General features: G+C 59.2%; 20 protein-coding genes. 7 read left to right on the top strand and 13 right to left on the bottom strand.

Translation table 11 applies throughout. From position 1 onward, the window contains the following. Positions 1 to 372 carry a response regulator gene (locus tag BSG20_RS18490; protein ID WP_072377799.1) on the top strand — a complete coding sequence of 124 codons (372 nt, stop codon included), beginning with the start codon at positions 1 to 3 and terminating at the stop codon, positions 370 to 372. A gap of 870 nt (positions 373 to 1242) precedes the next feature. Then, positions 1243 to 1530 carry a hypothetical protein gene (locus tag BSG20_RS18500; protein ID WP_072377692.1) on the top strand — a complete coding sequence of 96 codons (288 nt, stop codon included), beginning with the start codon at positions 1243 to 1245 and terminating at the stop codon, positions 1528 to 1530. 58 nt (positions 1531 to 1588) lie between these two features. On the opposite strand, the gene BSG20_RS18505 is transcribed toward BSG20_RS18500, so the two are convergent. From BSG20_RS18505 to BSG20_RS18525, 5 genes are all read right to left on the bottom strand, one after another. Next, positions 1589 to 2659: a lipocalin-like domain-containing protein gene (locus tag BSG20_RS18505; protein ID WP_072377694.1), complete on the bottom strand. Its 1071-nt coding sequence runs from the start codon at positions 2657 to 2659 to the stop codon at positions 1589 to 1591. Then, positions 2649 to 5057 (bottom strand): ABC transporter permease, encoded by a 2409-nt coding sequence (locus BSG20_RS18510; RefSeq protein ID WP_072377696.1) that lies wholly within the window; start codon positions 5055 to 5057, stop codon positions 2649 to 2651. Before BSG20_RS18510 ends, BSG20_RS18505 begins: the two co-directional genes overlap by 11 nt. Then, positions 5054 to 5713, bottom strand: a complete 660-nt coding sequence (locus tag BSG20_RS18515; RefSeq protein ID WP_072377698.1) for an ABC transporter ATP-binding protein — start codon at positions 5711 to 5713, stop codon at positions 5054 to 5056. Before BSG20_RS18515 ends, BSG20_RS18510 begins: the two co-directional genes overlap by 4 nt. 255 nt (positions 5714 to 5968) lie before the next feature. Further along, positions 5969 to 6148: a DUF3309 family protein gene (locus tag BSG20_RS18520; RefSeq protein ID WP_083539949.1), complete on the bottom strand. Its 180-nt coding sequence runs from the start codon at positions 6146 to 6148 to the stop codon at positions 5969 to 5971. 743 nt (positions 6149 to 6891) lie between these two features. Beyond that, on the bottom strand, positions 6892 to 7206 hold the full coding sequence (locus BSG20_RS18525) for a hypothetical protein (RefSeq protein WP_072377702.1): 315 nt from the start codon (positions 7204 to 7206) through the stop codon (positions 6892 to 6894). Positions 7207 to 7302: 96 nt separating this feature from the next. Here BSG20_RS18525 and BSG20_RS38415 point away from each other — a divergent pair, with 96 nt between their 5' ends. Further along, a complete protein-coding gene (locus BSG20_RS38415) occupies positions 7303 to 8976 on the top strand; it encodes a response regulator transcription factor (RefSeq protein ID WP_072377704.1) in 1674 nt (557 codons plus the stop codon). 126 nt (positions 8977 to 9102) lie between these two features. Continuing rightward, entirely contained in the window at positions 9103 to 10851 is a 1749-nt protein-coding gene (locus BSG20_RS37015; protein ID WP_208610999.1) for an alpha/beta fold hydrolase, read from the top strand. 324 nt (positions 10852 to 11175) lie between these two features. Here the strand turns inward: BSG20_RS37015 and BSG20_RS18545 are convergent, their stop codons facing one another. Continuing rightward, positions 11176 to 11628: an Lrp/AsnC family transcriptional regulator gene (locus BSG20_RS18545; RefSeq protein ID WP_072377706.1), complete on the bottom strand. Its 453-nt coding sequence runs from the start codon at positions 11626 to 11628 to the stop codon at positions 11176 to 11178. Positions 11629 to 11748: 120 nt separating this feature from the next. On the opposite strand from BSG20_RS18545, the gene BSG20_RS18550 reads away from it, so the two are divergent. Then, positions 11749 to 12726, top strand: coding sequence for a nucleoside recognition domain-containing protein (locus tag BSG20_RS18550; protein WP_072377708.1), 978 nt, complete (start codon positions 11749 to 11751; stop codon positions 12724 to 12726). A gap of 144 nt (positions 12727 to 12870) precedes the next feature. After that, complete coding sequence (locus BSG20_RS18555) at positions 12871 to 13290, top strand: hypothetical protein (RefSeq protein ID WP_244541364.1); 420 nt, start codon at positions 12871 to 12873, stop codon at positions 13288 to 13290. Positions 13291 to 13755: 465 nt separating this feature from the next. Here BSG20_RS18555 and BSG20_RS18565 read toward each other — a convergent pair whose 3' ends face one another. From BSG20_RS18565 to BSG20_RS18590, 6 genes are all read right to left on the bottom strand, one after another. Next, positions 13756 to 14094, bottom strand: coding sequence for a DUF2147 domain-containing protein (locus BSG20_RS18565; protein ID WP_072377710.1), 339 nt, complete (start codon positions 14092 to 14094; stop codon positions 13756 to 13758). 170 nt (positions 14095 to 14264) lie between these two features. Next, positions 14265 to 16268, bottom strand: coding sequence for an aldo/keto reductase (locus tag BSG20_RS18570; protein ID WP_072377712.1), 2004 nt, complete (start codon positions 16266 to 16268; stop codon positions 14265 to 14267). Positions 16269 to 16312: 44 nt separating this feature from the next. Continuing rightward, positions 16313 to 17398 carry an ABC transporter ATP-binding protein gene (locus BSG20_RS18575; protein WP_072377714.1) on the bottom strand — a complete coding sequence of 362 codons (1086 nt, stop codon included), beginning with the start codon at positions 17396 to 17398 and terminating at the stop codon, positions 16313 to 16315. Positions 17399 to 17412: 14 nt separating this feature from the next. Beyond that, positions 17413 to 18249 carry a carbohydrate ABC transporter permease gene (locus BSG20_RS18580; protein WP_072377716.1) on the bottom strand — a complete coding sequence of 279 codons (837 nt, stop codon included), beginning with the start codon at positions 18247 to 18249 and terminating at the stop codon, positions 17413 to 17415. Next, positions 18246 to 19106 carry a carbohydrate ABC transporter permease gene (locus tag BSG20_RS18585; RefSeq protein ID WP_037126335.1) on the bottom strand — a complete coding sequence of 287 codons (861 nt, stop codon included), beginning with the start codon at positions 19104 to 19106 and terminating at the stop codon, positions 18246 to 18248. Before BSG20_RS18585 ends, BSG20_RS18580 begins: the two co-directional genes overlap by 4 nt. Positions 19107 to 19182: 76 nt before the next feature. Next, positions 19183 to 20460 carry an ABC transporter substrate-binding protein gene (locus BSG20_RS18590; RefSeq protein WP_072377718.1) on the bottom strand — a complete coding sequence of 426 codons (1278 nt, stop codon included), beginning with the start codon at positions 20458 to 20460 and terminating at the stop codon, positions 19183 to 19185. Positions 20461 to 20546: 86 nt separating this feature from the next. On the opposite strand from BSG20_RS18590, the gene BSG20_RS18595 reads away from it, so the two are divergent. Continuing rightward, complete coding sequence (locus BSG20_RS18595; RefSeq protein WP_072377720.1) at positions 20547 to 21455, top strand: helix-turn-helix domain-containing protein; 909 nt, start codon at positions 20547 to 20549, stop codon at positions 21453 to 21455. A gap of 21 nt (positions 21456 to 21476) precedes the next feature. Here BSG20_RS18595 and BSG20_RS18600 read toward each other — a convergent pair whose 3' ends face one another. Further along, entirely contained in the window at positions 21477 to 22385 is a 909-nt protein-coding gene (locus BSG20_RS18600) for a LysR family transcriptional regulator (protein ID WP_072377722.1), read from the bottom strand. Positions 22386 to 22459 lie beyond the last annotated feature (74 nt).

The raw sequence follows: 22459 nt of genomic DNA on the forward strand, positions 1-22459 counted from the left end.
ATGGCTCAACTTGCTTTGCCGCTGCCAACGATACTCGTCGTAGAGGAAAACGCAGAGGCAAGAGCTGCCGCAGTCGACGCGATAACGGCGGCCGGATTCAACGTTACCGACGCCTCGAGTGGCGATGATGCCTTGCGCATACTGCAAGTCCAGCATGACATTGGCTTGGTATTCACCTCGATTAACATGATCGGGAATATCGACGGAGTTGGGCTAGCAGTTCGCATCCACCGTGATTGGCCAAAGCTGGCAATCGTTATGACCTCTGCCGTGGTGGCCCTCCGACAATCCTCCCTGCCCCAGCGTTGCCGTTTCTTAAAGAAGCCATATCGGTTGGAGGACGCCATCCGGTGCTTCAGGCTTCTGCTTTGATTCTGAAAGGCTGTAGAAAGTACCAGTAATAAAGCGCAAAGCTCGGCTCGAAGGCCCGTCAAGACCCCTGGTTTTGACGTCTGCGAAACCACCCTTTCGAGCAACATCGCCGCATTGCCATTAATCCTGACGGTCGATCATTACAAAGCCATGCCTCGGGCGGATCGTCTGAGCGTCACGTCAGCTTCTTTCACCTCCATGTTGGCGTCTGGCTAGAGAGACCGAATGCCGACCATCGGCACCCACGGCAACCCGGGACCTTGTAACAAGCGTACCCTCGCCCACTTCGGTAAGGACGCCACAGACAGTGCCATCGCTCACAATCAAATCTGTGGCCCGAGCTTCATGACGTTCTGGAAGTCAGGGTAATGAACAGAACCCCTAACGTCATCGCTGAAGCCGATTCCTTCGCTCCATCAGAAGCTCGTGCTCAACCAGCCGCTTAGCTGCGTCACTTAGATCTATTCCGCCGAACGTTTCAGTAACGCCAAGCTCGCTGAACCTCTTAGCAATTGCGTCTCCCAATGGAGCGTTCTCGTGCCGGTAAAGCTGCAAAAGCCTGCTCCATTCCTCGTAAGTGAAGTCTCGCCGAGCGATCATGAAATGTGCCTTTCTGTCGAACCGATCGACAATAGCATGATTTTTGTCGTTTGAAGGCATCGGTTGTGCTTGCCGAGACTGTCCCGCCCGGTCGGCTCATGCTCATTTGAGAGATGAAGCCATTTCTATTTTCGTCAGATACTGCACACCGAGTTCGTGGTGTGAAAGAGCATTTTTTTGACATCCGCACGCGGTTTTCTCGGAACGACATCACGTCAACATAGTTCTTTAACCTGACAAAGTTGTTTCAAGAAGGTCTCAGGGCACCCTATGTCGCTTCAACGCCGTCCCAACCTGCCGCCATTCATTCGAGACGAGAACGGTCACATCCCCATGGCCGACGAGACGGCGAATTGGCTCGTCATCGTGACGCGGGAAGCTCTGGAAGGAGTAGCGTCACCACCAGACGCATCTGAGGAACGACTACTCGAATACGTTGACACGTTTGGCCAGGTTGCGACGTACAAGCTGGAGCATGGTCGTGCCGGAAAGGAGGAAACGATCTGGGTGCAAATGGAAGATGTCGCGGAGTGGAGAAGTGCTCGGTCCGGTCGATGACCTCAGCCCGAGCCGGGACGCCGCCGAACCGAAAGCCATGAAGTTCGGCGCGTTCAGTTCAGTACCCCGTCATTTCAAGATAGCCGACACCTGATGTTGTCCCCTTGAAGGCAATTGGTCCCTCCCAATACGGCGTGGAGGTTGTCATCCAGGATCGGTCGTTCAAAGGTTGAGTGATGATATCGACCGACTTCCGCGGAATTCTGATGCGCCATGCAACCGGCATCTGACGCCCGTTCACCGTTGCTCGTCGTACCGGTTCCATCAGAATCGCCGCGCCTAAAAGAGGTGTGGTGCGTCCATCGGCGCTAATCCAGTTAGCTGAGATGTAACCGTCCTGGTCATCCCGAAGCCGAAATGCCATCACTTTGTCGCCGGTATCCAAGTGCAATGAGAACCAGTCCCAACCTGTCTGGTTGGCCGCGAGCGGCTGCGAAGACCACTCCCGGTCGAGCCAGGCCTTCCCGCTGACCTTGATATCTGCCCCATCAATCTTAAGCGCACCCGAAACCTGATAGAAGGGCTGCGAATAATAGTAGCTGGCCTGACCGTTTTCAGATTTCACGGAGAACCCATGATCTCCTTGCAACACCAGCGGACCGGTTGCCGTCAGGTTCAGCGTGTAGCTAAAGTCCGATCCATCAGCGTTGAGCTCGATATTCGCCAAAGCGTCGCTACTCGCAATTTGAGTGCCCTTCATCTGCCAAGTGTCGATCCACGCTTGGAATGGCACAGCCACTACGTTTGCCTGTCCGACGCCTCCACGGCCAAGTCGTTCCCCTACGTATTGATGGTTCTTGGTGGTGACGGCCGCGTGACCGATCCAAATTTGCGGGTCCGCGAACCCTGGGCGATCACCCGGAGCCATGGCAGATCGAAAGAGCGTCCACTGCGCTCCATACTGCTTGCCATCCTCGCCAACGAGATTTGCGGTCACATACCACCATTCAATCCGGTAGTCGGGATGAGCGCCGTGATCGGCGGGAAACGATAGAGCAACGCCGCGTCGAGGTACGGCAAAGCCTTCTGCGTCCGACCCAAGTCCAGCAAAGCCCTGTGGATAAGCGCTCCCGGCTGGACAAATCATCGATAATGCCACCAGAGCGGAAGCCAGGCACCTAGCGTTCATTAGCGAAAATCCTGAGCAAATCGGCCGGGTTGATCAAGGCTAGGCGCCTGACTGGCACCAGAACCGAGAGGATCGCAGCCAAAAGGGAGATCGCGCCCAACCATAACCAGTCGAGCGGGAAGATCATCATCGGCAGCCGCCATCCGAAAGCCTCGACGTTGACGATTGCAAGCAGCACCCATGCGAGTGCCAGACCTACAGGGATCGAGGCGACGAAAGTTGCAAGCCAAAGGGTTAGGGTGCGCAAAACCTCGAACAGCGCGAGATCACGCCGCCGGATGCCCATGGCCCAGACCGGGGCAAGCTGGGGAAGCCGAATGCCGGAAAGCGTCAGCAAGCTGGAGAACATGGCGAACCCAGCCACCGCAAGTGTGAGAACATTCAAAGCGCCTGTCACCTTAAACGTCTGCTCGAAGATGGACCTCGACTGCTGTTTGAGGGCAGCCTGATCGACAATGCTCGTCTCACGCAATCCAAACTTATCGACCAGCTGGCGCTTGAGGTCCTGGGCCTGCGAAGGAGGCACACGAATTCCGTACCGAAGCTTTGAAACATCGGGATAGTGTTCGACAAGCGAATTAAGCCCGACAATGATTTGTCCCGTCGGATTGCCGTAGTCCGAATAGATCCCGACTACTACCGCGTTCCATCCGCCGGGCATGGTGATGGTCTGCCCGGGCTGAGCGGCGCCGCGCCGCCACATCTGTTCATTGATCAAAGCGCCCTGCCCCGTCGCGACCTTGTCCCACGCGTCATTGTCCGCGACGATCAGTGGCCAATGTTCCCTGTAAGTCGGATCATCAGCAACCCCGTAGATCTGCAGCTCTTCACCAAGAACATCACCTTCGACACGCCAAATCGGTAAGACCGCAGTCGCATATTGCGGAAGCCATTCCCGCAGCCGCCTGGCCTCATCTTCATCCTTGGCGGTGACGTAAAGCTCCGCAGCCAAACGTTGATCCAGCCACCCGTTAAAGGTCAGCCGAAAGCTTGAGACCATTGTTCCGACACCGACATTTGCTGACAACGCCAAAAGAAGCGCCATCAGGGCAAGCGACAGGCCCGGCAGTTGCAGGCGCGTGTCGGCCCAAAACCATCGAGCGACGGCACTGCGTGATGCCCGTTCTGCCCCGAGAAGAGCAATTGTAAGAAGACCCGGCAGCATCAGAGCCGCGGCGAGCAATAAGCAACCGAGTACCGCAAAGCCCATCACAAGCCCCGATCCCACAGCGGCGAGCATTGTCGCCAACGCGAGAAGTATGCTTGCGGTTATAGCCTGGTAAACGAGCCCTATAACGGATGCCCTCGCCCACGCCCTTGGTTGGGCTGCTGTCAAAATTGGCAACCTCCAGACCCTCCACAAACTTTCAGCCGATGATACGGCGGTGCCGCCAAGGGCGATTGCCAGTCCTGCCAGCCACCATTCCGGCCGCAGCGAAAGAGAGCCGGAGATGCTCGCGCCGTATAGGCCTCTGAGGGTAGCAGCCACGCCCGGCATTAGCGCTGAAGCGATGAAGTAGCCAATGACGACCCCGATCAATCCGGACAATAACGCCAGTATCGCAAGCTCTATCACCAGCATCAACGTCAAAGCACGTAGAGAGATGCCGAGGGATCGCAGCGTCCGAAATGTCCCGCGTCTCTGCTCGAACGAAAGGCCGGTGGCCGAATAGACGATGAATAGCCCGACAATGAAGGATAAAAATCCAAAAGCCGTCAGGTTGAGATGAAAGCTATCAGTGAGGCGGGCTACATCGGGATGATCTTGGTTTTCACGGAGCGTAACCTCGGGCGCAATCCTGTCGAGCGGAGCCAATCCCGCCGTTTGATTTGGAGCAACGACCAAACGGCTCAACTTGCCATGTGCGTCCAGCAATCTGTCGGCCACCGCGATATCGGAAAAAGCCGCATCATCGGGTGTCTTCTCCGAAATCTTGAGATCCATATCTGTGGCGCCGCGCAGCTTTGCGGCCGTTCTCGCCGAGACGATAAGCTGGCCCTTCCCCGAAACGAAGCCGAACAAGTCAGAACCACTAGCGATCGGAAAAGCTTGCGCCTCGCTTGGCATGGTAAGTGGGTCGATGCCGATTAGCCGTATCCGCAAGTTTCCAAACCTGTGACTTCCCTCGATTACAGGAGAGACGTTCCATCCTGCCCGGCGCAGCCTTGCGTAGATCTCAACAGGAATGCCGCCGCCGTCCTTTGCCACAATCTGTCGAAGGGCGCCTTGCTCCAAAACAGATGCCGCCCGGACATAGCTCGCCCTAGCTTCCGCATTGATTGCCTGAACGCCTGACCAAAGTGCGGTCGCAAGAGCTATCCCCAGGATCAAGGTTAGAAACTGGAGAGGTTTCCGGCGCCAGTGTGAGAGGAGGGCTGCGAAAGCGGCTAGCCTCATTCACTGATCCTTCCACCATGGAGGACGACCTTTCGATCCAACCGATCAGCGAGACGAGACGAGTGCGTTACCAGAAGAAGAGCTGATCCCGCGTTTCGTGCGAGCGAGAGCATCAAATCGAGGACCGCATCACCGGTGGCTTCGTCCAGGTTTCCGGTCGGCTCGTCCGCGAGAACCAGAGGCGGCCGCGCCGCTAGGGTTCTACCGATTGCGACCCGTTGCTGCTGGCCGCCGGATAATTGCTCGGGATAGCGGCCAAGATAACTTTCCAACCCAAGCCCTTCGATCAGGTGTCGTTCCCATGCGGCATCGTATCTGTCGGCAAGTTTGGCATGAAATGAAAGGTTTGCGGCAACACTCAGTGAGGGGATGAGATTGAACTGCTGAAACACGAGGCCCACGTCCGATCGGCGATATCTTGCCCTTTCGCTCTCTCCAAACTGTCCTAGTTCCCGCCCGTTCATAAAGATCGACCCTGCGTCGGGCTGGTCTAACCCACCTGCCAAATGGAGAAGTGTGCTCTTCCCACTGCCCGACTCTCCCGTGAGCGCCACGCTTTCGCCTGCTGCGACCCCGAGATGGACACCCTTCAGGATTTCGATTGTGCCCTCGGCGGTCGAATACGACTTTCTGACGCCGGATAGGGATAGGATCATACTGCTCTCTGGTACGGCTGCGAAGATGACATGTCAGCTGACCTAAGAAGGCACGACGGTCACGGCAAGGTCCAAACTCTCAGACCACGAAAATCTGATGTAGACACAGCGAATTTCCGCTATTCGTCCCCTCGCGCCAGCCTTTGTGCCGAGCGAGCCGACGAGATCGTGGCGGTTGCTCCCGCGTTGCTCTTACGAAAAGCTCTTTGATGCGGGAGTAGAAATGCACCTTCATTGGTGCATCTCCATTGATGTTCATAGTGGTGGAGCAGCCCCACCGTGGAGTGCGCCTGTGAGCCACAGGATCAGCAGCACAATTACAACAAGTCCGAGGACTCCCCCCAATCCGCGTCCGCCGTAGCGGCCATGTGCGTAGTAGCCGCCGCCCCCGCCCAGGAGCAGTATCAAGATGATGATGATAAGTATGGTTCCCACGGCTTTCACTTCCTTTGTCGGTGTGCATCGCGCATTCTCGAAAATCAACACCACGACAGTGACACGGCGATGCGAGCACTGGAACGGGCACTTGAGCTCAACTCAAACTCCGCCTTCGCTAACAACTTCGCCGCGACGGTGACGATGTTCCGCGAGCGTTTCGATCGTGCGGTCCAGTGTGCTCACAGGGCAATCCAGCTAAGCCCCTTCGACCCTCTGAACGATCATGCCCATCTGCACTTTCATAGGTCTGCTTCTTCAGGCGGAATGCAAGGAGGCCATCCGTTGGTCAGAAACGGCGCTTCGCTCGAATGCGGGTTTCGCCATCCTACACGCAACCTTGATCGCCAGCCAGATGAATGCAGGCCATTTGTAGAGCGCTCTCGCCTCGGCTAGGCGACTGCTTGATCTTGCGCCGACATGGACGATCGGCGGATTCACGCAGATGCGGGTGGTCAGGCCAGAACTCATGGACCAAGGTGCGTCAGCCCCGCGTCAAGTCTGTTTAGCGGAAATAGCTCTCGACTGCACTAACATCAGGCGGCGTTCTGCAAAGGGCCCGAAAGCCTCGGGCCGCTTTGCGCCCGCCACATCCGGAACCATTGCCAATGATGCAGCGAAGGTCCCGTCACGACCCACAGCTGCCGCTCGACGATAGCGCTGGGTGTGTCCTGCGCTGGCCCAATGCGGTAGTTGAAAGGCATTTAGGTCGATGCTCGGCAGCCGATATAGAATCCCGGCCTTCACCAGACGCCGGAACCAATCTCCAACGCATCCGATTGAATAATCGTCATATCGAGGAAGCTCGGCCCGCAAAAGCTGGTCTTCCCGGGACGTGCCCAAGGCGAGTAGCACGGCCGGCAGCGCGCGGCTCCGAGCTTCCAGAAGGAGCCCAGCGCAAGCCCCATGCCGAAGAATGGATTCACCGCCTGCGCCCATCCAGTGACCGCGATGCCCGCCAGCACACCGACATAGCTCGATAGCACCGCCCGGGCCGGAACAGCCAACCAATGGAACCGCCCAGCATCGAGCGCCGCGACCAGTAGGATCGCCGCCATCGCCGGCAGGATGACCGCGGGGGCGCCGCGTCTTTATGGGAAGACCCGACGGCGGTATGCTATTAGGAGTTCTGTCAATCTCTGGAGCCAACACGGATGGGCGGCTCAGATCAAGGGCAACTTAACAGCAGCGTCTTTGGGGAGACGGATCAGCTCGCCCTCGGTCGTGAGGCTTACGAACGAAGCGCATGGGACGACGCTTACCGACATCTCTCGGTTGCCGATGAAGCGTCGCCGCTTGGTGTCGAGGACCTCGAGCGGCTGGCGATGGCGGCCTATCTTGCCGGACGGGAGGTCTCCTACCTGCACGCTTTGGAGCGCACTCATCACGCCTATCTTGATGCTGGAAATTCACTTCGCGCCGCGCGAGCCGCCTTCTGGCTGGGACTGCGCATGGCCTTCCGCGGCGAAGCCGGTAGGGCCACCGGATGGTTCGGCCGTGCCCATCGGCTTCTGCAGCGCGAAGGAAAAGCCTGCGCCGAAGAAGGCTACTTGTTGCTGCCCTCCGCGGAGCAACAACTCGGGGCCGGAGCCTCTGAGGCGGCTTACGCCGCAGCGACTCGTGCGGCCGAGATCGGCGACCAGTTTGGAGACGGCGACTTGAGCGCCTGCGCCCGTCATGTCCAGGGCCGCGTACTCATACAACAGGGCGAGGTAGAGGAGGGGCTCGCTCTTCTGGATGAGGCGATGGTGGCGGTTACCACCGGAGAACTGTCACCGATCATGACCGGCCTGATCTATTGCAGCGTTATCGATGCCTGTCAGCAGGTCTATGCCGTAGATCGTGCCCGGGAGTGGACGGACGCGCTGGCGCAATGGTGCGCAGGGCAGTCGCAACTGGTCAGCTTCACTGGCAGGTGCCTCGTCCATCGCGCCGAGGTCATGCAGATGAATGGTGCGTGGGGCGATGCCATCGAGGAAGCACGCCGCGCGTGCAAAGTGTCGCAGGGATCGGAACTGCCGATTCCGGGAGCTGCTTACTACCAGCAAGCGGAGGTTCACCGGCTGCGAGGCGAATTCGTCGCGGCCGAGGACTCCTATCGACAGGCTAGCCGGCATGGCTGGGAGCCGGTCCCAGGTCTGGCACTGCTGCGACTGGCAGAGCGGCGCATCGACGCTGCGGCGGCGGCAATCAATCGGGCGCTCGGCGCAGCCAAGGATCGGCTGCTGCGAACAAAGCTCCTGCCAGCCTGCGTGGAGATCATGCTCGCCAACGGCGATCTTGCGTCAGCGCAGGATGCATGCCGGGAGTTGGAGGAGAGCGCCGATCGCTTTCGGACCGTGGCACTGCGGGCGATGGCAGCTCAGGCGGCCGGCGCAGTTGCTTTGGCCGCTGGCGATCATCAAGACGCTCTCTCTGCGCTCACACGCGCCTTTCAGCTTTGGCTGCAGGTGGGAGCGCCGTACAGCGCGGCGCGCACGCGCGAGCTCATGGGGCTCGCCTCCCGCTGTCTCGGTGACGAGGAGGACGCAAGCCTGGAACTCGCGGCTGCTCGAGAAGCATTCGAGAATTTGGGTGCAGCTCCCGACATCGCGAGGATCGATTGCACGGCGCCGTTCTTAGCAGGGCCGCGCAGCTCGGGACTGACACGACGTGAACTCGACGTGTTGCGGCTGGTAGCCACCGGCAAGACAAACAAGGTGATCGCGACCGAACTGTGCCTGAGCGAGAAGACTATCGACCGACACCTCAGCAATATCTTCAACAAGCTTGATGTCTCCTCGCGGACGGCTGCCGCCGCATGGGCGTACCGACACGGGCTCGCCTAGAATCCAACCAGCCTATGGGTGAAATTCCCCATGTCGCCGTCGTGCAAATAGGGGGATCTGCCCGAAGCGACTCCTGGCTTCGGGTCATAAGCTTCATCGAGCCTTAACAGGAACTCGGAGGAAGTCATGTCGAGAACCGATTCTGCCGCGACGCCCCGCGACACGCCACGTAATCAGCAAACATCAGATGGCGGTCCGCGTGGGCTGCTCCTCGCTGGCCTGCCGGTCATGGAAAAGCGTTTCCGGTTCGCCGGAATCTCGACGACCGTATTGGAAGGTGGAGATGGTCCGCCGATCGTGCTCCTGCACGGCCCGGGTGAACATGCGCTCAAATGGCTGCGGGTCGTTCCGGAGCTGGTGAAGACCTATCGCGTGATCGCGCCCGATCTGCCTGGGCACGGAACATCGGAGCCTATCACCGGCACGATCGATGTCGATCGCGTGCTGGCTTGGCTCGGCGAGCTCGTTGACCAGACGTGCGCGACGCCGCCCATTGTTGTCGGACAGATCATCGGGGGAGCGATCGCTGCCCGCTTTGCGGTTGCCCATGGCGATCGGCTGCGGTGCCTCGTGTTGTCGGACGCTCTCGGCCTTTCATCGTTCCGGCCGGCGCCGGAGTTCGGAGCAGCGCTGATGGCGTTCGTTACCGAGTCGAGTGCAGAAAACCATGATCTGCTCTGGCAGCGCTGCGCCTTCGACCTCGATACACTGCGCGATCGCATGGGCGAGAGCTGGGAAAGGCTGCGCGCCTACAACCTCGACTGCGCGCAGGTAGCCGGCCTGAAGCGAACTCAGCAAAGCATGATGGAGCAATTCGGACTTCCTGCAATACCCCCGGAGGAGCTGGCGCGCATTAGGGTGTCGACCGTCCTGATCTGGGGTCGGCATGACCTTGCCACTCCGTTGTCCGTGGCCGAAGCAGCACGCGTTCGGTACGGCTGGCCGCTCCATGTTATCGACCACGCAGCCGATGATCCGCCGATCGAACAGCCAACCACATTCGTGGAGGCGCTGCGCGCCGCAATCTCCGCAGCCGAATCCGCTGCTTTCCAGACTCAGTCCGACACGCGCGTGGCCTGGAACCAAATTGCGCCGGGCTACGATCGCACTAATACTGAAACGCAGATGTGGCTCGCCAATGAAGGTCTGCGTAGGGCGGGGCTTCGCCCCGGGATGCGCTTCATCGACATTGCATCCGGTAGCGGCGCACTCAGCATCCCGGCGGCGCGGATTGGAGCCCAAGTGGTCGCCATCGACCAGTCGCCCGCCATGCTCCGCCTGCTGCGAGCGCGCGCCGGCAGGGACGGTCTCGAGATTGACACCCGTGTGATGGACGGGCACGCCCTTGCCTTTGACGACGACGGCTTCGACATAGCGGGATCGCAGTTCGGTGTCATGCTGTTTCCCGACATGCCGAAGGGCGTTCGGGAGATGACACGGGTCGTCAAACCAGGCGGGCGGGTGCTGATCATCGCCTATGGCAATCCGCATCAGATCGACTTCCTCGCTTTCCTGGTCGGCGCCGTTCAGTCCGTTCGCCCGAAATTCGACGGCCCGCACATGAGCCCGCCGCCGCTGCCGTTCCAGCTCAGCGATCCGGAGCGGCTTGCCAGCGAGCTGAGGAAGGTCGGGTTGCAGGACGTCACTGTCGAGACGATCACCGAAAGCACAGCCTTCAAGTCAGGTGCTGAGCTGTGGGACTGGATCGTGTGGAGCAATCCGATTGTCGAAGAGGTGCTCGGGACTCTGGAATTGAGTGAGGGCGAGCGCACAGTGATCCGCCAGAAGCTCGATCGCATGGTCCGCGAACGGGCCGGCGATGGTGGCTCGGCTGTTCTGGCAAACCCTGTGAACATCGGTATCGGGACCAAGTGATCACCCGGCCAATTGATGAGAAAGCCGCTCGCGCTGCAGTTCGCGGCCGCCCCCAGAACTTTGTGGGTGGCTACGTTTCGATGCCAGGCCGCTGCTTGCACTGGTCGACTCCGGCGATAGCGGGAGTGTCAGCCTTGCAAGCGTGCCGCAAACGTCGGCTTGTTGACGCGATTGGGCCATTCCGGCATCCACGCTTCGCGGCAATTTTCCATCCCTTCCGGACACTCCGAGCGTCAATGGGAGCGACGGCTTCGGGCCGACAGGCGATGACGACCTCAGCCGGATCGCGCCAATTGCGGTCAGTAACCCGGAGGCGGCATCCGATCATAGCCAAATCGCCGTTTCTTCCTTGGCGGTTCGGATGATCATCATGGTGAAGAAGCGGGCAACGTTGGTCTGGTCGCGAAACAGCCTCTCGCAGAGGGCGTCGAATTCTTCCATGTCGCGCAGGCGCAGCATCAGAACGACATCGGTTTCGCCCGTCACCGCATAGGCCTGTGAAACGGCCTCTTCGGCAACTGCGATTTTCAGAAAGCGGCGCATATGCTGCTCGCCGTGCAGCTGCAACTCGACCGTAATCAGGGCCTTGATCCTGCGTTCGGCCTTGGTGGGATTGAGGATCGCGACAGTTCTGTCGATGATGCCTGATTTGCGCAGTCGCTGCACACGGCGCAGACAACTGGAGGGTGACAGGCCCACTTCCTCGGCCATGTCGACATTGGTGCGCGAAGCGTCGCGCTGCATCAAATTCAAAAGCTTCCGGTCGATCCGATCCATTCTCTCAGCCTATCCGTCAATCACGCCTTTGCAATGAAATTGCAAAGATCTGCAATCTTTGACCACAAATTCGAAGCGGTCGAGGCTAGTAGATTGAGGCTACTGTACCGGAGGTCTCGTATGCCGATCTTGATGCCAATTTTACGCAAAACCCGGGAAACACTCGAAATTTACTGGGTGCTTGTCCGGATCATGGTTCCCATCACGCTCCTGACGGAGTTGTTGGCGAGGATGGGAGTGATCAAGGCCGTGGCGCCCGCGTTTGCGCCTGTCATGGACCTGGTTGGCCTGCCCCCGGAAATTGGGCTGGCCTGGCTGACGGGAATGCTCGTCGGAATATGGGGCGCCATCCCGCTCATTTTTACGGTGGTTCCCACATCCTCGCTGAGCGTGGCGGACATCACGGTTTTCTCGGCGCTCATCCTATTCGCGCACGGCCTGCCGATCGAGCAGAAGATCATCCAGAAGGCCGGACCGGAGATGATTGCGACGACGCTGCTGCGCATCTTGGGCGGCTTGCTCTACGCCTTTCTCCTGCATCATGTTCTGGTGGCGACGGGGTGGTTGTCGGCTCCCGCCAACCCGACCTGGATCCCAATGAGTGCCACGGTCGGTTGGGCCGAATACTTCCGTGCTCTCGGCGAGACCATGATCTGGATGCTTGCAATCCTTGTTGTTCTGTCCTGGAGCCTTGAGTTCCTGCGCGCGACCGGGCTGCTGGAACTGATGATGAAGGCTCTGTCGCCCATATTGCGCCTTGCCGGCATCCGCGGCGAAGCAGAGCAGCTCACCGCTGTCGGATTGTTCCTAGGGATTTCCTACGGTGCCGGTCTGCTGATCCGCGAGGCGCGGTCGGGCGCAGTATCACCGCGCCAGGTGTTTCTGGCATGCGTATTCATGGGCTTCGCACATAGCGTGATTGAGGACACGATCTTGGTGATCTCGCTTGGCGCTGATGTCTACGGCGTTCTTGGAGGTCGTCTGGCCTTCGCCGTAGCGGCAACCGCAGCCATTGGGGCTCTGCTTGGCCGCCTGTCGGATAAGACATTCTTTGCGCAAATATTCCGGCTGCCACACGTCCAGTCAGAAGGCGGCTAAGCTATTGCCCGCAGCGACTGCTTTGGGGCCGACAGCGGTTATTTGCCGGTTCCGCGCCGATCAAAAAGATGGAAGGCCCTAAGCGCCCGTTTGGCTAGGCGATGCCGTCTGGCGACTTGCAGACGCAGTGGCGCAGTCAAATCAATGGATAGCGGCGAAAACGGAAAGATTCCAAACATCGGCTCCGGGGCCGCTCGCCAGTTTGGCACGAGGAATGCATGGTATCCTTCCGAGATTCCTTTGTTTGGAGGGAAAATAATGGCCTTGGTTATCGATATCGTCAGTGCCGCCGGACAGCTCGAAGCAGCCATTCTCGATGTTACTACGACGGATCCGGACATCCTCCTCTACTCCAAGTCGATGAAGGCAAAGGCAAAATTGCTTCCGCAGGTTTTGGTAAAGCACTATCCGGAACTTTCCTTGATCGAACGCGAACTGCGCGGCGTGTTCGAAGCCTGCTCAGAGGCCATTGATCGCAAATCGGTCAATCCGGTGGTCGTAAAAGCGGCAATCTCCATCGCGGAGGAATATCGACAGGTTATCGAAGGGCTGAAGCGCGGCTAGATGGTAACGGGCCGTGCCCAGCCAGCCAGGTTTGAAGGTCTGGTCGTCGTCCCTTACAACTGGCGGTCGCCAGACGTGCGGGGCCCAGAAAGGCGCGTGTTAAGCTGGCACGCAGTGGTGTTGCACTACATGCTCAGGGATAAGACCAGCTTCATTCCCCAAAAGGTGACGCCAGCCATGGCCGCCTGAGCAACAGGAAAGCAATAAGACAGGCTTCGGGGGCACTGCCATCAGCTCTCCGAGCAAAGTCCCCGCCGGGACGATGGATGGGCATGCCGCTGAGCGCGGAGCAGCACTAGGTGACAGCGCACTCCTAGATTGGCCAGCCGGTCCTCAGCAGACCCATAGAGCAGCGGCCCAGCGCAGACCGCGGACAGAAGTAAGCACTCGGCGAGGGATTAAGCTCATAAGGGATTGACTCGCGGAAGCCCGCTCACAACAGCCGGACGCTTGTCCGATCGGCTGTCACAAGCGCGTCCAGATCAGCGAGACACAGATCACCTTCATCGTGCAGCCGCGCATGTGCACCGTGTCACCCGTGAGTCTTAGCACACCCGTAAAGGCCTTCCTGCTTTCCGGCTCGATAATGGTTCCCGTGAAGTTGCCGTTGCTTCCCTGAAAAGAGCCTATGCGCTTGCCCGCACTATTGCCCGTTTTCATCGTAATGCAGTAGCCTTGCGCGCATTCGTCGATTGCCGCGGTGGTGCCGACTTGTGTCTTCCAGGTGCCGACGACAGGCTCTTGAGCTAAAACGCTGAAGGCCACGAGCGTCATCGACGCCGTGATCAATGCCAACCGTTGCATGGTTCGCTCCCCTTTTGGCGATCAGGGTAAGGCCGCTGGTGCGACCTAAAGCGTTTTATTATACGCCGCGAAGGCGCCACGCTCCAGCGTTCCTTGTTCTTTTCTGCCGTCGGTGAAGGCATCCGCCCGGGACTGGCTCGTCGCAGCCCCGGGTCCAGGTTGCTATCGTCTCAGGCTTCCAGCCACTTCACCTGTTCCGGGGTCAGCGTGATGTCGAGCGCCGAGAGGCTGTCTTCGAGCTCGGCGATCGTGCGTGGCCCGATCAGCGGAATGACCGGGAATGGCTGGGCGATCACGTAGGCGAGCGCGATGTGGATCGGGGTGCGACCGAGCCTGTTGGCGAGCTCGATAGCGCGGTCGCGGCGTTGGAAGTTACGCTCGGAATACCAGCAGCGCACAATCTCCTCGTCGTCACGCTTGTCGCGTCCGGCACGGTCGGTGAAGAAGCCGCGTCCCTGGCTCGACCAGGCGAAATTCGGGATCTGCTTGGCATTCAACCACGTCTTCCACTCGTCGTCGGAGGCTGCTACGCATCCCGCCCAGATCGGATCGAGCATTTCGGCAAGCGAGAAGTTGTTGGAAAGGGCAGCTGGCGCCGTCTTGCCGTTCTTGGCGGCGTAGGCCGCGGCTTGCTCCATGCGCTCGCGGGTCCAGTTCGACCCGCCGAAGATGCCGCGGATTCGACCGCGTCTGACTTCTGCGTCCATGGCATCGACGAACTCGCCGACTGGAACGTCGGTGTTGTCGCGGTGCATGAAGTAGATGTCGACGTAGTCGGTCTTCAGCCGGTTCAGCGACTGGTCGAGTTGCTTGGCGATGATGTCGGGATAGCAAAGCGGTGAATGCGCGCCCTTGCCGATCAGCACGATCTCCTCGCGCGGCACCTTTCGGCTGGTGTGCCAGTCGCCGAAGATGCTCTCGGTCTTGCCGCCGCCATAGACAAAGGCGGTGTCGAAGACATTGCCGCCGGCCTCGTAGAATGCGTCGAGGGTCAGCGACGCGGCAGCGAAGTTCGGGAAGAATTCGAAACCGAGCGTGACCACCGAGGCAGGCTTGGAAATGCCGGGGATCTGGCGCTGGGGAATGCTGTTGCCGCGCTGAACGGCACCGCCTGCAAGGTTCGCGGTTCGCTTGTCGGCCTTCTCTACGCCGTATTCCAGACCAATCGAGGCACGCCATTGATCGAGAACGCGCAGGTTTCCGACCGAATCAGCCCAGCTCATGCCCGGTGAGCGGAATTCCTTTTCGCCGGCGCGGATTGCATCACCGGTTGCATCGACCTCGAAGGAATAGAGCCAACGGTCTTCCTTGACCTCGATCGCCTGCAGTTCGTTCCCTTTGAAGATCTCTATCCTGCCGATGCCGCCCTTGTGGCCGGAGGCAAACCAGAAGTCCTTGACCTCGACGCGTCCTTCCGAACCGATGATGCGCAGCGTGTTGTCCTGCTGCGCCATGATCGAGCAGGACACTTCAGCGATGATGCCGTTCGGGAACTTCAGGACTGCGGAAGCCCACTCATCGACCCCCGATTGACCGAGGTGACCGACGCCGGAGACCTTTTCCGGCTCGAGGAACGGCTTGCCTTCGGCAGCACCCGCGAGCAACCGCGCCATGGAGACCGGATAGCCTCCGACATCGAGGATACCGCCGCCGGCCGTCTCGTTGGCGAAGAGGCGATGCTCGGGCCGGAACGTGCCCATGTTGAAGCCGAAGCTCGAACGGATGATGCGCACGGTCCCGACAACACCGCTTTTGACCAGTTCTACGATCTTCGCCGTCTGCGGGTGTACGCGATACATGAAGGCCTCGCCGGCAAAGACGCCGGCTTTCCTGGCTTCATGATAGATCGCATCGGCGTCGAAACTGGAAAGAGCAATCGGCTTTTCAACCAGAACGTGCTTGCCGGCGCGGATAGCCTTAATCGCCCATTCGGCGTGACCGGTATGAGGAGTTGCGATATAGATCGCGTCGACATCTGCATCTGTCAGCAGCGCATCATACCCTTTGACGATCCGGGCGCCGGGGAAGTTTTCGCCGAGCCCCGGCTTTTCCGGATTGCGAGTAGCAATGGCGACGAGCCTTCCGGTGCGCGAATGCGCGATGCCGTCCGCAAAGGTGCGGGCGATCGTGCCCGGGCCGATAATGCCCCACCGGATCGGTTGGTCTGTGCTCATGTGAATTCCTCTTCATTGCATAAGTCTTGGGATGAAGTTTGCAGTCAGCGCAGGCGATTACCGTCGCTGTCGAACAGAAAAGTGCGGTTGGCGCTCAGACCGACGGTCAGCGTGTCCCGATTACCGGCGGCGCGCGATTCCGGGCGCTCGATGATGAGTTGCTCGCCGCCTGCCGTTGTCGCGTAGATGTAGCTGGTGTTGCCCAGGTGCTCGGCGACGTCGATCGTCACGGTGAGATCTGCCTCACCCTGCCCCGCATCGACGAAATGCTCCGGCCGGATGCCGAGCGTCACTTGCGCGCCAGGCGCGATCGGGCCACCCACCGGCATGCTCAGGCGGACATTGTTGTCCCCCGCAAGCGCAATCGTCGCGGTTGAGCCGTCCTTTTCGATGATCTCGGCTTTGAGGAAATTCATCTTTGGCGAGCCGACGAAGCCGGCGACGAACTGGTTGGCGGGATCGTCGTAGAGGTCGAGCGGCGCGCCGACCTGCTCGATGTTGCCGGCACGCAGGACGACGATCTTATCGGCTAGTGTCATCGCTTCTGTCTGGTCGTGGGTGACATAGATCATCGTCGTGCCGAGCTGCTTATGGAGCCGCGAGATCTCGACGCGCATTTGGACGCGCAATTCCGCATCCAGGTTCGACAACGGCTCATCGAAGAGGAAGACCTGCGGCTCGCGCACGATGGCACGGCCGATGGCGACGCGTTGACGCTGTCCGCCCGAAAGTTGTTTCGGTCGCCGCTGCATCAGCTCGTTGATCTGCAGGATATTGGCCGCGTGCTTGACGCGCTTTTCGGTGTCCTGCTTCGGGTTTCCGTTCATGCGCAGCCCGAAACTCAGATTTTCCTCGACCGTCATGTGCGGGTAGAGTGCGTAGGACTGGAAGACCATGGCAATGCCGCGGTCGGCCGGTTCGACATCGTTGACGACCCTGCCGCCGATGTTGATCTCGCCGGCCGAGATATCTTCAAGGCCAGCAATCATGCGCAACAATGTTGACTTGCCGCAGCCGGAAGGGCCGACGAAGACGACAAACTCGCCGTCCTTTACCTCAAGATTTGCGCCATGGATGATTTCCAGCGCGCCAAAGCGCTTGACGACATTTTTCAACGAAAGTTCGGACATCAGGCGTTCCCCGATTATTTGACTGCGCCGGCCGCGATGCCGGCGATGAAGTGGCGCTGCAGGAACACGAAGACGACCAGGATCGGCGCCGTCAGCATCATCGCACCGGCCATGATGCCACCCCAGGACACCTTGGTGAGCCCGATCAGCGTGCCAAGCGCCACCGGTGCCGTCATCATCCCCGGCTTGGAGTTGATGAGCAGCGGCCAGAGATAGTTGTTCCAGGAGTGCAAGAAGAGGATGATCGCCAGTGCCGCCATCGTCGGTCTTGCGAGTGGCAGGGCAATGCGAAGGAAAATCTGCCATTCCTTGACGCCCTCGACGCGCGCCGCATCGAAGAGTTCCCCAGGCATCATCGAGAAGGCCTGACGCATGAAGAGCACGCCAAGCGAATTGAAAAGCGGCGGCACGATCAACGCGGTCCAGGTGTTGGCGAGCTTGAATTCGCGCGCCACCATGATGAACTGCGGGATGACGACGACGGCAAAGGGCAGCGTAATTGTACCAAGAATGATGCCGATCACGACCGACCGCCCGACGAAACGGTAGCGCGCAAGTGCCCAGCCGGCCATTGAGGTTAGAAGCACCGACAGGATCGTGTAGATCACGGCAACGCCGATCGAGATCGACATCGCCCGTATGAAATTTGTGTCGGCCTGTAGGTTCTTGAAGTTCTCGATGAAATTCGTAGACGGCCAAAGGACGATTTCGGGGCTGAATATGCCGAAGTCCGACATTGTGGAGAAGACGAGCATCATCCACAGCGGAAACAGCCAGATGATGGCCAGCGGCGTCAGGACGGCGTGCAGAGCGATCTGCCGCAGCAGAAGCGATTGAGATTTCGATCTCATTTGGGCTCCCTTCCGATCCAGAGGTTGAGCAGCGAGATTGCGACCGCCAGTGCCGCCATCGTGTAGGCGACCGCCGAGGCGTAGCCGAAATTGAGAGAGCGGAAACCCTCGCGATAAAGGAGAAGGCCAAGCGTTTCCGTTCCGCCTCCCGGCCCGCCGCGATTGGTGATGAGGAATGGCTCGGTGAAGAGTTGCATCGTGCCAATGACCGACAGGATGACGCAAAACAGGATGATCGGCTTTAGAAGCGGCAGGGTGATGTGGAAGAACTGCTGTGACTTGCTGACGCGATCGAGCGTTGCCGCCTCGTAGACGTCGTCAGGAATGGATTGCAGGCCGGCGAGAATGATGATGGCGTTATATCCCGCCCAGCGCCAGGTCACCGCGATGATCACAAGGGCCATAGCAGCATTGGCATTGTCGAACCACGAGACGGCTGGAAGACCAACGAGGGTGATCAGCTTGTTGACGATCCCGAAGTCGAAGCTGAACATCAGGCGGAAGACGGCCGCGTAGGCGACTTCGCCGACGACGACGGGAGCGAAAAAGGCAAAGCGGAACAGAGGCCGCGCTTTCAGAAGCGGCGAATTCAAAAGTACAGCCATCACAGTGGCGATCGTGATCATGACCGGCACCTGAATGACCAGGATGATCAGCGTGTTGTAGAGCGCGTTGTAGAAGGCAGGATCACCAACGAGGCGGCCCCAGTTCACCGAGAAACTGAATTTCCATGGATTGACGCGGGTGTTCTGAAACGAGATCAGAAACGAACTGATGATTGGCCATATCCAAAACGTGGCAAAGACCAAGAGATAGGGCGCAAGAAAAGCGTAGGCGTTCCGGTTCCGGATCGGCATTCTATTCTCCTCACAGACGAGACGAGCCATCCCTTTGGATGGAGGCCGGGCGCCAAGCGGCGCCCGGCATTCTTACTCATTTCGCAATGGGAAGACCTGTCGCCGTGGCGATCTGGTTTGCGGCATCGTCGAGCGCAGCCTTGGCGTCGGGATAGCCGCCGGCAAAGTACTTCGTCTGCGCCGCCCTGTAGATCGAATCAGCGTCCGTCTGGAACGCCGTGCCGCGGCTTGGGACAATCTTCGGCAGGGTCGAAAGGATGTCGGCCCAGACCTTCTGGTCGTGCCAATAGGGCAGTGGCTCGTTGACAAACGGGTCCTGGACTGCAGTTAGCAGCGACGGAACGAGGCCGAAGGACTTCAGCATCGTCACCTGGCCCTCATTGGTGCCGAGCGCATAGTTGATGTAGGTCCAGGCTGCTTCCTTGTTCTCGGAATTTGCGGCGATTGCAAGCGACGAACCGCCGAGGTTTGCCGCATGCGGACCATCCGCCGTCAGGCTTGGCATCATGTAGACGCCCCACTTGCCAGCAAGATCGGGCGAGCCGGACCGAATCGTGCCTTCATACCAGCCGCCATACATCTGGCTTGCGACCTTGCCTGCCGTATTGGCCTGGATCTTCTCGTCCCAGATGGCTGCCGTCAGCGTGCCGGCGTCCTTCATCTGCTTGACCTTTTCGAGCGTCGCAACGCAGGCCGGCTGATTGATAGTGATCGTCTGGCCGTCCGTCGCGAAGTAGCCGCAGCCCTGCTCGTTGGAAATCATGCGGAACCATTCGCTGTCGCCGTTAAAGTCGGCTTGCGCCATGATGACGCCCGGATTGGCCGCGGAGATCTTCTTGCCGGCTGCAATGAAGTCGTCCCAGGTCTTGATCGTCGAAGGATCAACGCCTGCCTTTTCATAAAAGTCGCGGCGATAGAAAACGGCGACCGGGCCGGAGTCCCAAGGCATGGCGTAAGCGACATCGCCGACCTCAAGCTCGGTGCGCTTGAAGTCCGGGAATTTTGCCTGGATTTCTGCCGTGTACCCCAGATCCTTCAGGTTGGCGAAGCAGTCGGGGAAGCGGCTCCAGAAGATTTCCGCCTCGAAGTTCTCGACGCTGACGATGTCAGGCAGTCCTTCGCCGCCGGCAGCGCAGGCTGCGAGCATCTTGTCGAAAACCTGCTGGTTACCAAGGTCTTCGACCGTGACCTTGATATCCGGGTACTGCTTGTTGAACCCTTCGAGCGTGGACTTCAGCGCCGATGCGGCGATGTTCCAGCTCCAGATGGTGAGATTGCCCGACTGCTGCGCGAATGCAGAGCCCGAAGCAAGCAGCGCAACCATTGCGGTCGCACCAATCAGTTTGAAGCGCATTGAAAATCCTCCCTTTTCAATTGCCGTCCCTTAGCGAACGCGGCTAGACTATCTGGAAGGGAGCCGCTGTCTCCTAAAAAGGGAACATGGACTTGGCGGAAAGTAAGATCGGAAGGCGGGCTGTCTATCAGCCGGGAGCGAGCAGTATCGAAGGGTTGCCGACGGCCCTGCAGATGTTTCACAACCATCCACCCGTGATGCTGATGCCGCACTGGCACGTGCAGGTCGAGGTCAACTATATCATGCAGGGTAGTGTGCACTACCGCATGAACGGCCATAAGATCTCGATGAAGGCGGGCGACATGTGTCTGTTCTGGGGCGGCCAGCCGCACCAGATGGATGATTGCTCTGAGGATGCGATCTATGCTGGCGGACACCTTCCACTGGTCTACTTCTTCCGTATGCGCCTGCCGATTAACATTTCCAGCCGCCTGATGAAGGGCGAGATCCTGTTCACCTCGGCAACCGATGCGGCTGACAAGGAGAATTTTCCGCGCTGGGTGCGCTACGCCAAGTCCGGTGATCCGGCCAAGGCTCAGCACGCCCTCGACGAGATGCTTTTGCGCGTCGAGCGAATCGCACTTGAACCCTATTCGCTGCTGCCGACGCTCGGGCCGACGGATGCGGATGATATCGAGCAATGCTATCCGCAATCATCGCGCAGCGTCGCCCGCATGTGTGACTTCATCGCCGTCAACTTCCTGCAGGAAATCGATTCGGTCGATATTGCTCGCGCCGCCGACCTTCATCCGAAATATGCGATGAACCTGTTCAAGAAGACGACCGGCATGACGCTCAGCAAATATGTCAATCTCCTGCGCCTGTCGCGCGCGCAAGCGATGCTGATGAACGACGAGGCGAACGTTTTGCAGGTCGCGATGGATAGCGGCTTCGGCTCGATCAGCGCCTTCAACAAGTCGTTCCGCCATATCGCGGGCATGTCGCCTTCCGATTTCCGCCGCGATGCCCGCATGGTCACGCAATATGCGCCTTAGGTTACTGGCAGCCACGCCGCCTCAAGGGTTTCGCGTCGTGGCAAACACATTATAGACAAGCTCGGCGGAGGCAGACAGTTCGCGTTCCTTGAGTTTGACGAGGCCAAAACCTGGGACGGAGATGTCTCCCTCTATCTGCAGCGCCTTGACGAGACCATGCCGTTCGAGGAGGGCTGCCACGGGCTCGGCAAAGATGCCGAGCCGCTGGCTCTGCAACATCAGCAACATGGTCAAAAGCGCATCAGAAGTCGAAACGACGCTTGCCGGCACGATGCCATGGCGGCGGATGAAATCATCGATGACCTGGCGAAGGAACGAGCCATGCGGTTGGAGCACCCAACTCTGATGTCTGAGGTCGTCCTCGGTGACGACAGGCTTGGCCGAGAGAGGGTGATCGACTGCCACGATCACACGCAGCGTCTCCTGACCGACCGGTAGATAGTCGAACCAGAGTGGGTTCATGCCACTTGGAATGCGGCAGACAGCAAAGTCGAGCCTTCTGTTCAGCACATCCTCGAGCAGCACATCGCTGCTGCCAACGGCGATGCTGATGTCGATCGTCGGGTGGGTCTCGAAGATGCGCTTCAGGGCGGGGGCGACATAATCGGCCGCGGGCGTCATAATCGTGCCAAATGCCACGCTGCCACCCTGCCCGGCAGCGGCGACCACCATTTCGTATTCGGCGCGTTGTGCTTCGGAGATCAGCATCTTGGCGTGGCGAACGATCACTTCGCCCTGAGGTGTCGGGACAAGGCCACGGTTGTGACGCTCGAAAAGCTGGTGCCCAGACATTTGCTCCAGCTCATTGAGGGTTCTCGACAGGGCCGGTTGTGAGATTCCAAACATTTCGGCAACGACGCCGAGCTTTCCGTGCTCGCCGAGCGCCACGAGCATCTTCAAGTGCCGCAGTCTGAAACCGTCTAATCCCACGATTGCCTCACTCGATATAAGATATTTGCATATCAAAATGCGAAAGACTGATTATACATTCCTGTATCGATCAG

The sequence above is a fragment of the Rhizobium tibeticum genome, from assembly GCF_900110205.1.
GTDB lineage: Bacteria > Pseudomonadota > Alphaproteobacteria > Rhizobiales > Rhizobiaceae > Rhizobium > Rhizobium tibeticum.

Excerpts from the sequence above, each read along its gene's own strand:
- BSG20_RS18580 (WP_072377716.1), bottom strand. The coding sequence starts at position 18,249 with ATGAGATCGAAATCTCAATCGCTTCTGCTGCGGCAGATCGCTCTGCAC.
- BSG20_RS37015 (WP_208610999.1), top strand. The coding sequence starts at position 9,103 with ATGTCGAGAACCGATTCTGCCGCGACGCCCCGCGACACGCCACGTAAT.
- BSG20_RS18490 (WP_072377799.1), top strand. The coding sequence starts at position 1 with ATGGCTCAACTTGCTTTGCCGCTGCCAACGATACTCGTCGTAGAGGAA.
- BSG20_RS18510 (WP_072377696.1), bottom strand. The coding sequence starts at position 5,057 with ATGAGGCTAGCCGCTTTCGCAGCCCTCCTCTCACACTGGCGCCGGAAA.
- BSG20_RS18545 (WP_072377706.1), bottom strand. The coding sequence starts at position 11,628 with ATGGATCGGATCGACCGGAAGCTTTTGAATTTGATGCAGCGCGACGCT.
- BSG20_RS18515 (WP_072377698.1), bottom strand. The coding sequence starts at position 5,713 with ATGATCCTATCCCTATCCGGCGTCAGAAAGTCGTATTCGACCGCCGAG.
- BSG20_RS18500 (WP_072377692.1), top strand. The coding sequence starts at position 1,243 with ATGTCGCTTCAACGCCGTCCCAACCTGCCGCCATTCATTCGAGACGAG.
- BSG20_RS18595 (WP_072377720.1), top strand. The coding sequence starts at position 20,547 with ATGGACTTGGCGGAAAGTAAGATCGGAAGGCGGGCTGTCTATCAGCCG.
- BSG20_RS18585 (WP_037126335.1), bottom strand. The coding sequence starts at position 19,106 with ATGCCGATCCGGAACCGGAACGCCTACGCTTTTCTTGCGCCCTATCTC.
- BSG20_RS18555 (WP_244541364.1), top strand. The coding sequence starts at position 12,871 with ATGGATAGCGGCGAAAACGGAAAGATTCCAAACATCGGCTCCGGGGCC.
- BSG20_RS18505 (WP_072377694.1), bottom strand. The coding sequence starts at position 2,659 with ATGAACGCTAGGTGCCTGGCTTCCGCTCTGGTGGCATTATCGATGATT.
- BSG20_RS18590 (WP_072377718.1), bottom strand. The coding sequence starts at position 20,460 with ATGCGCTTCAAACTGATTGGTGCGACCGCAATGGTTGCGCTGCTTGCT.
- BSG20_RS18570 (WP_072377712.1), bottom strand. The coding sequence starts at position 16,268 with ATGAGCACAGACCAACCGATCCGGTGGGGCATTATCGGCCCGGGCACG.
- BSG20_RS18575 (WP_072377714.1), bottom strand. The coding sequence starts at position 17,398 with ATGTCCGAACTTTCGTTGAAAAATGTCGTCAAGCGCTTTGGCGCGCTG.
- BSG20_RS18550 (WP_072377708.1), top strand. The coding sequence starts at position 11,749 with ATGCCGATCTTGATGCCAATTTTACGCAAAACCCGGGAAACACTCGAA.
- BSG20_RS18525 (WP_072377702.1), bottom strand. The coding sequence starts at position 7,206 with ATGGCGGCGATCCTACTGGTCGCGGCGCTCGATGCTGGGCGGTTCCAT.
- BSG20_RS18565 (WP_072377710.1), bottom strand. The coding sequence starts at position 14,094 with ATGCAACGGTTGGCATTGATCACGGCGTCGATGACGCTCGTGGCCTTC.
- BSG20_RS38415 (WP_072377704.1), top strand. The coding sequence starts at position 7,303 with ATGGGCGGCTCAGATCAAGGGCAACTTAACAGCAGCGTCTTTGGGGAG.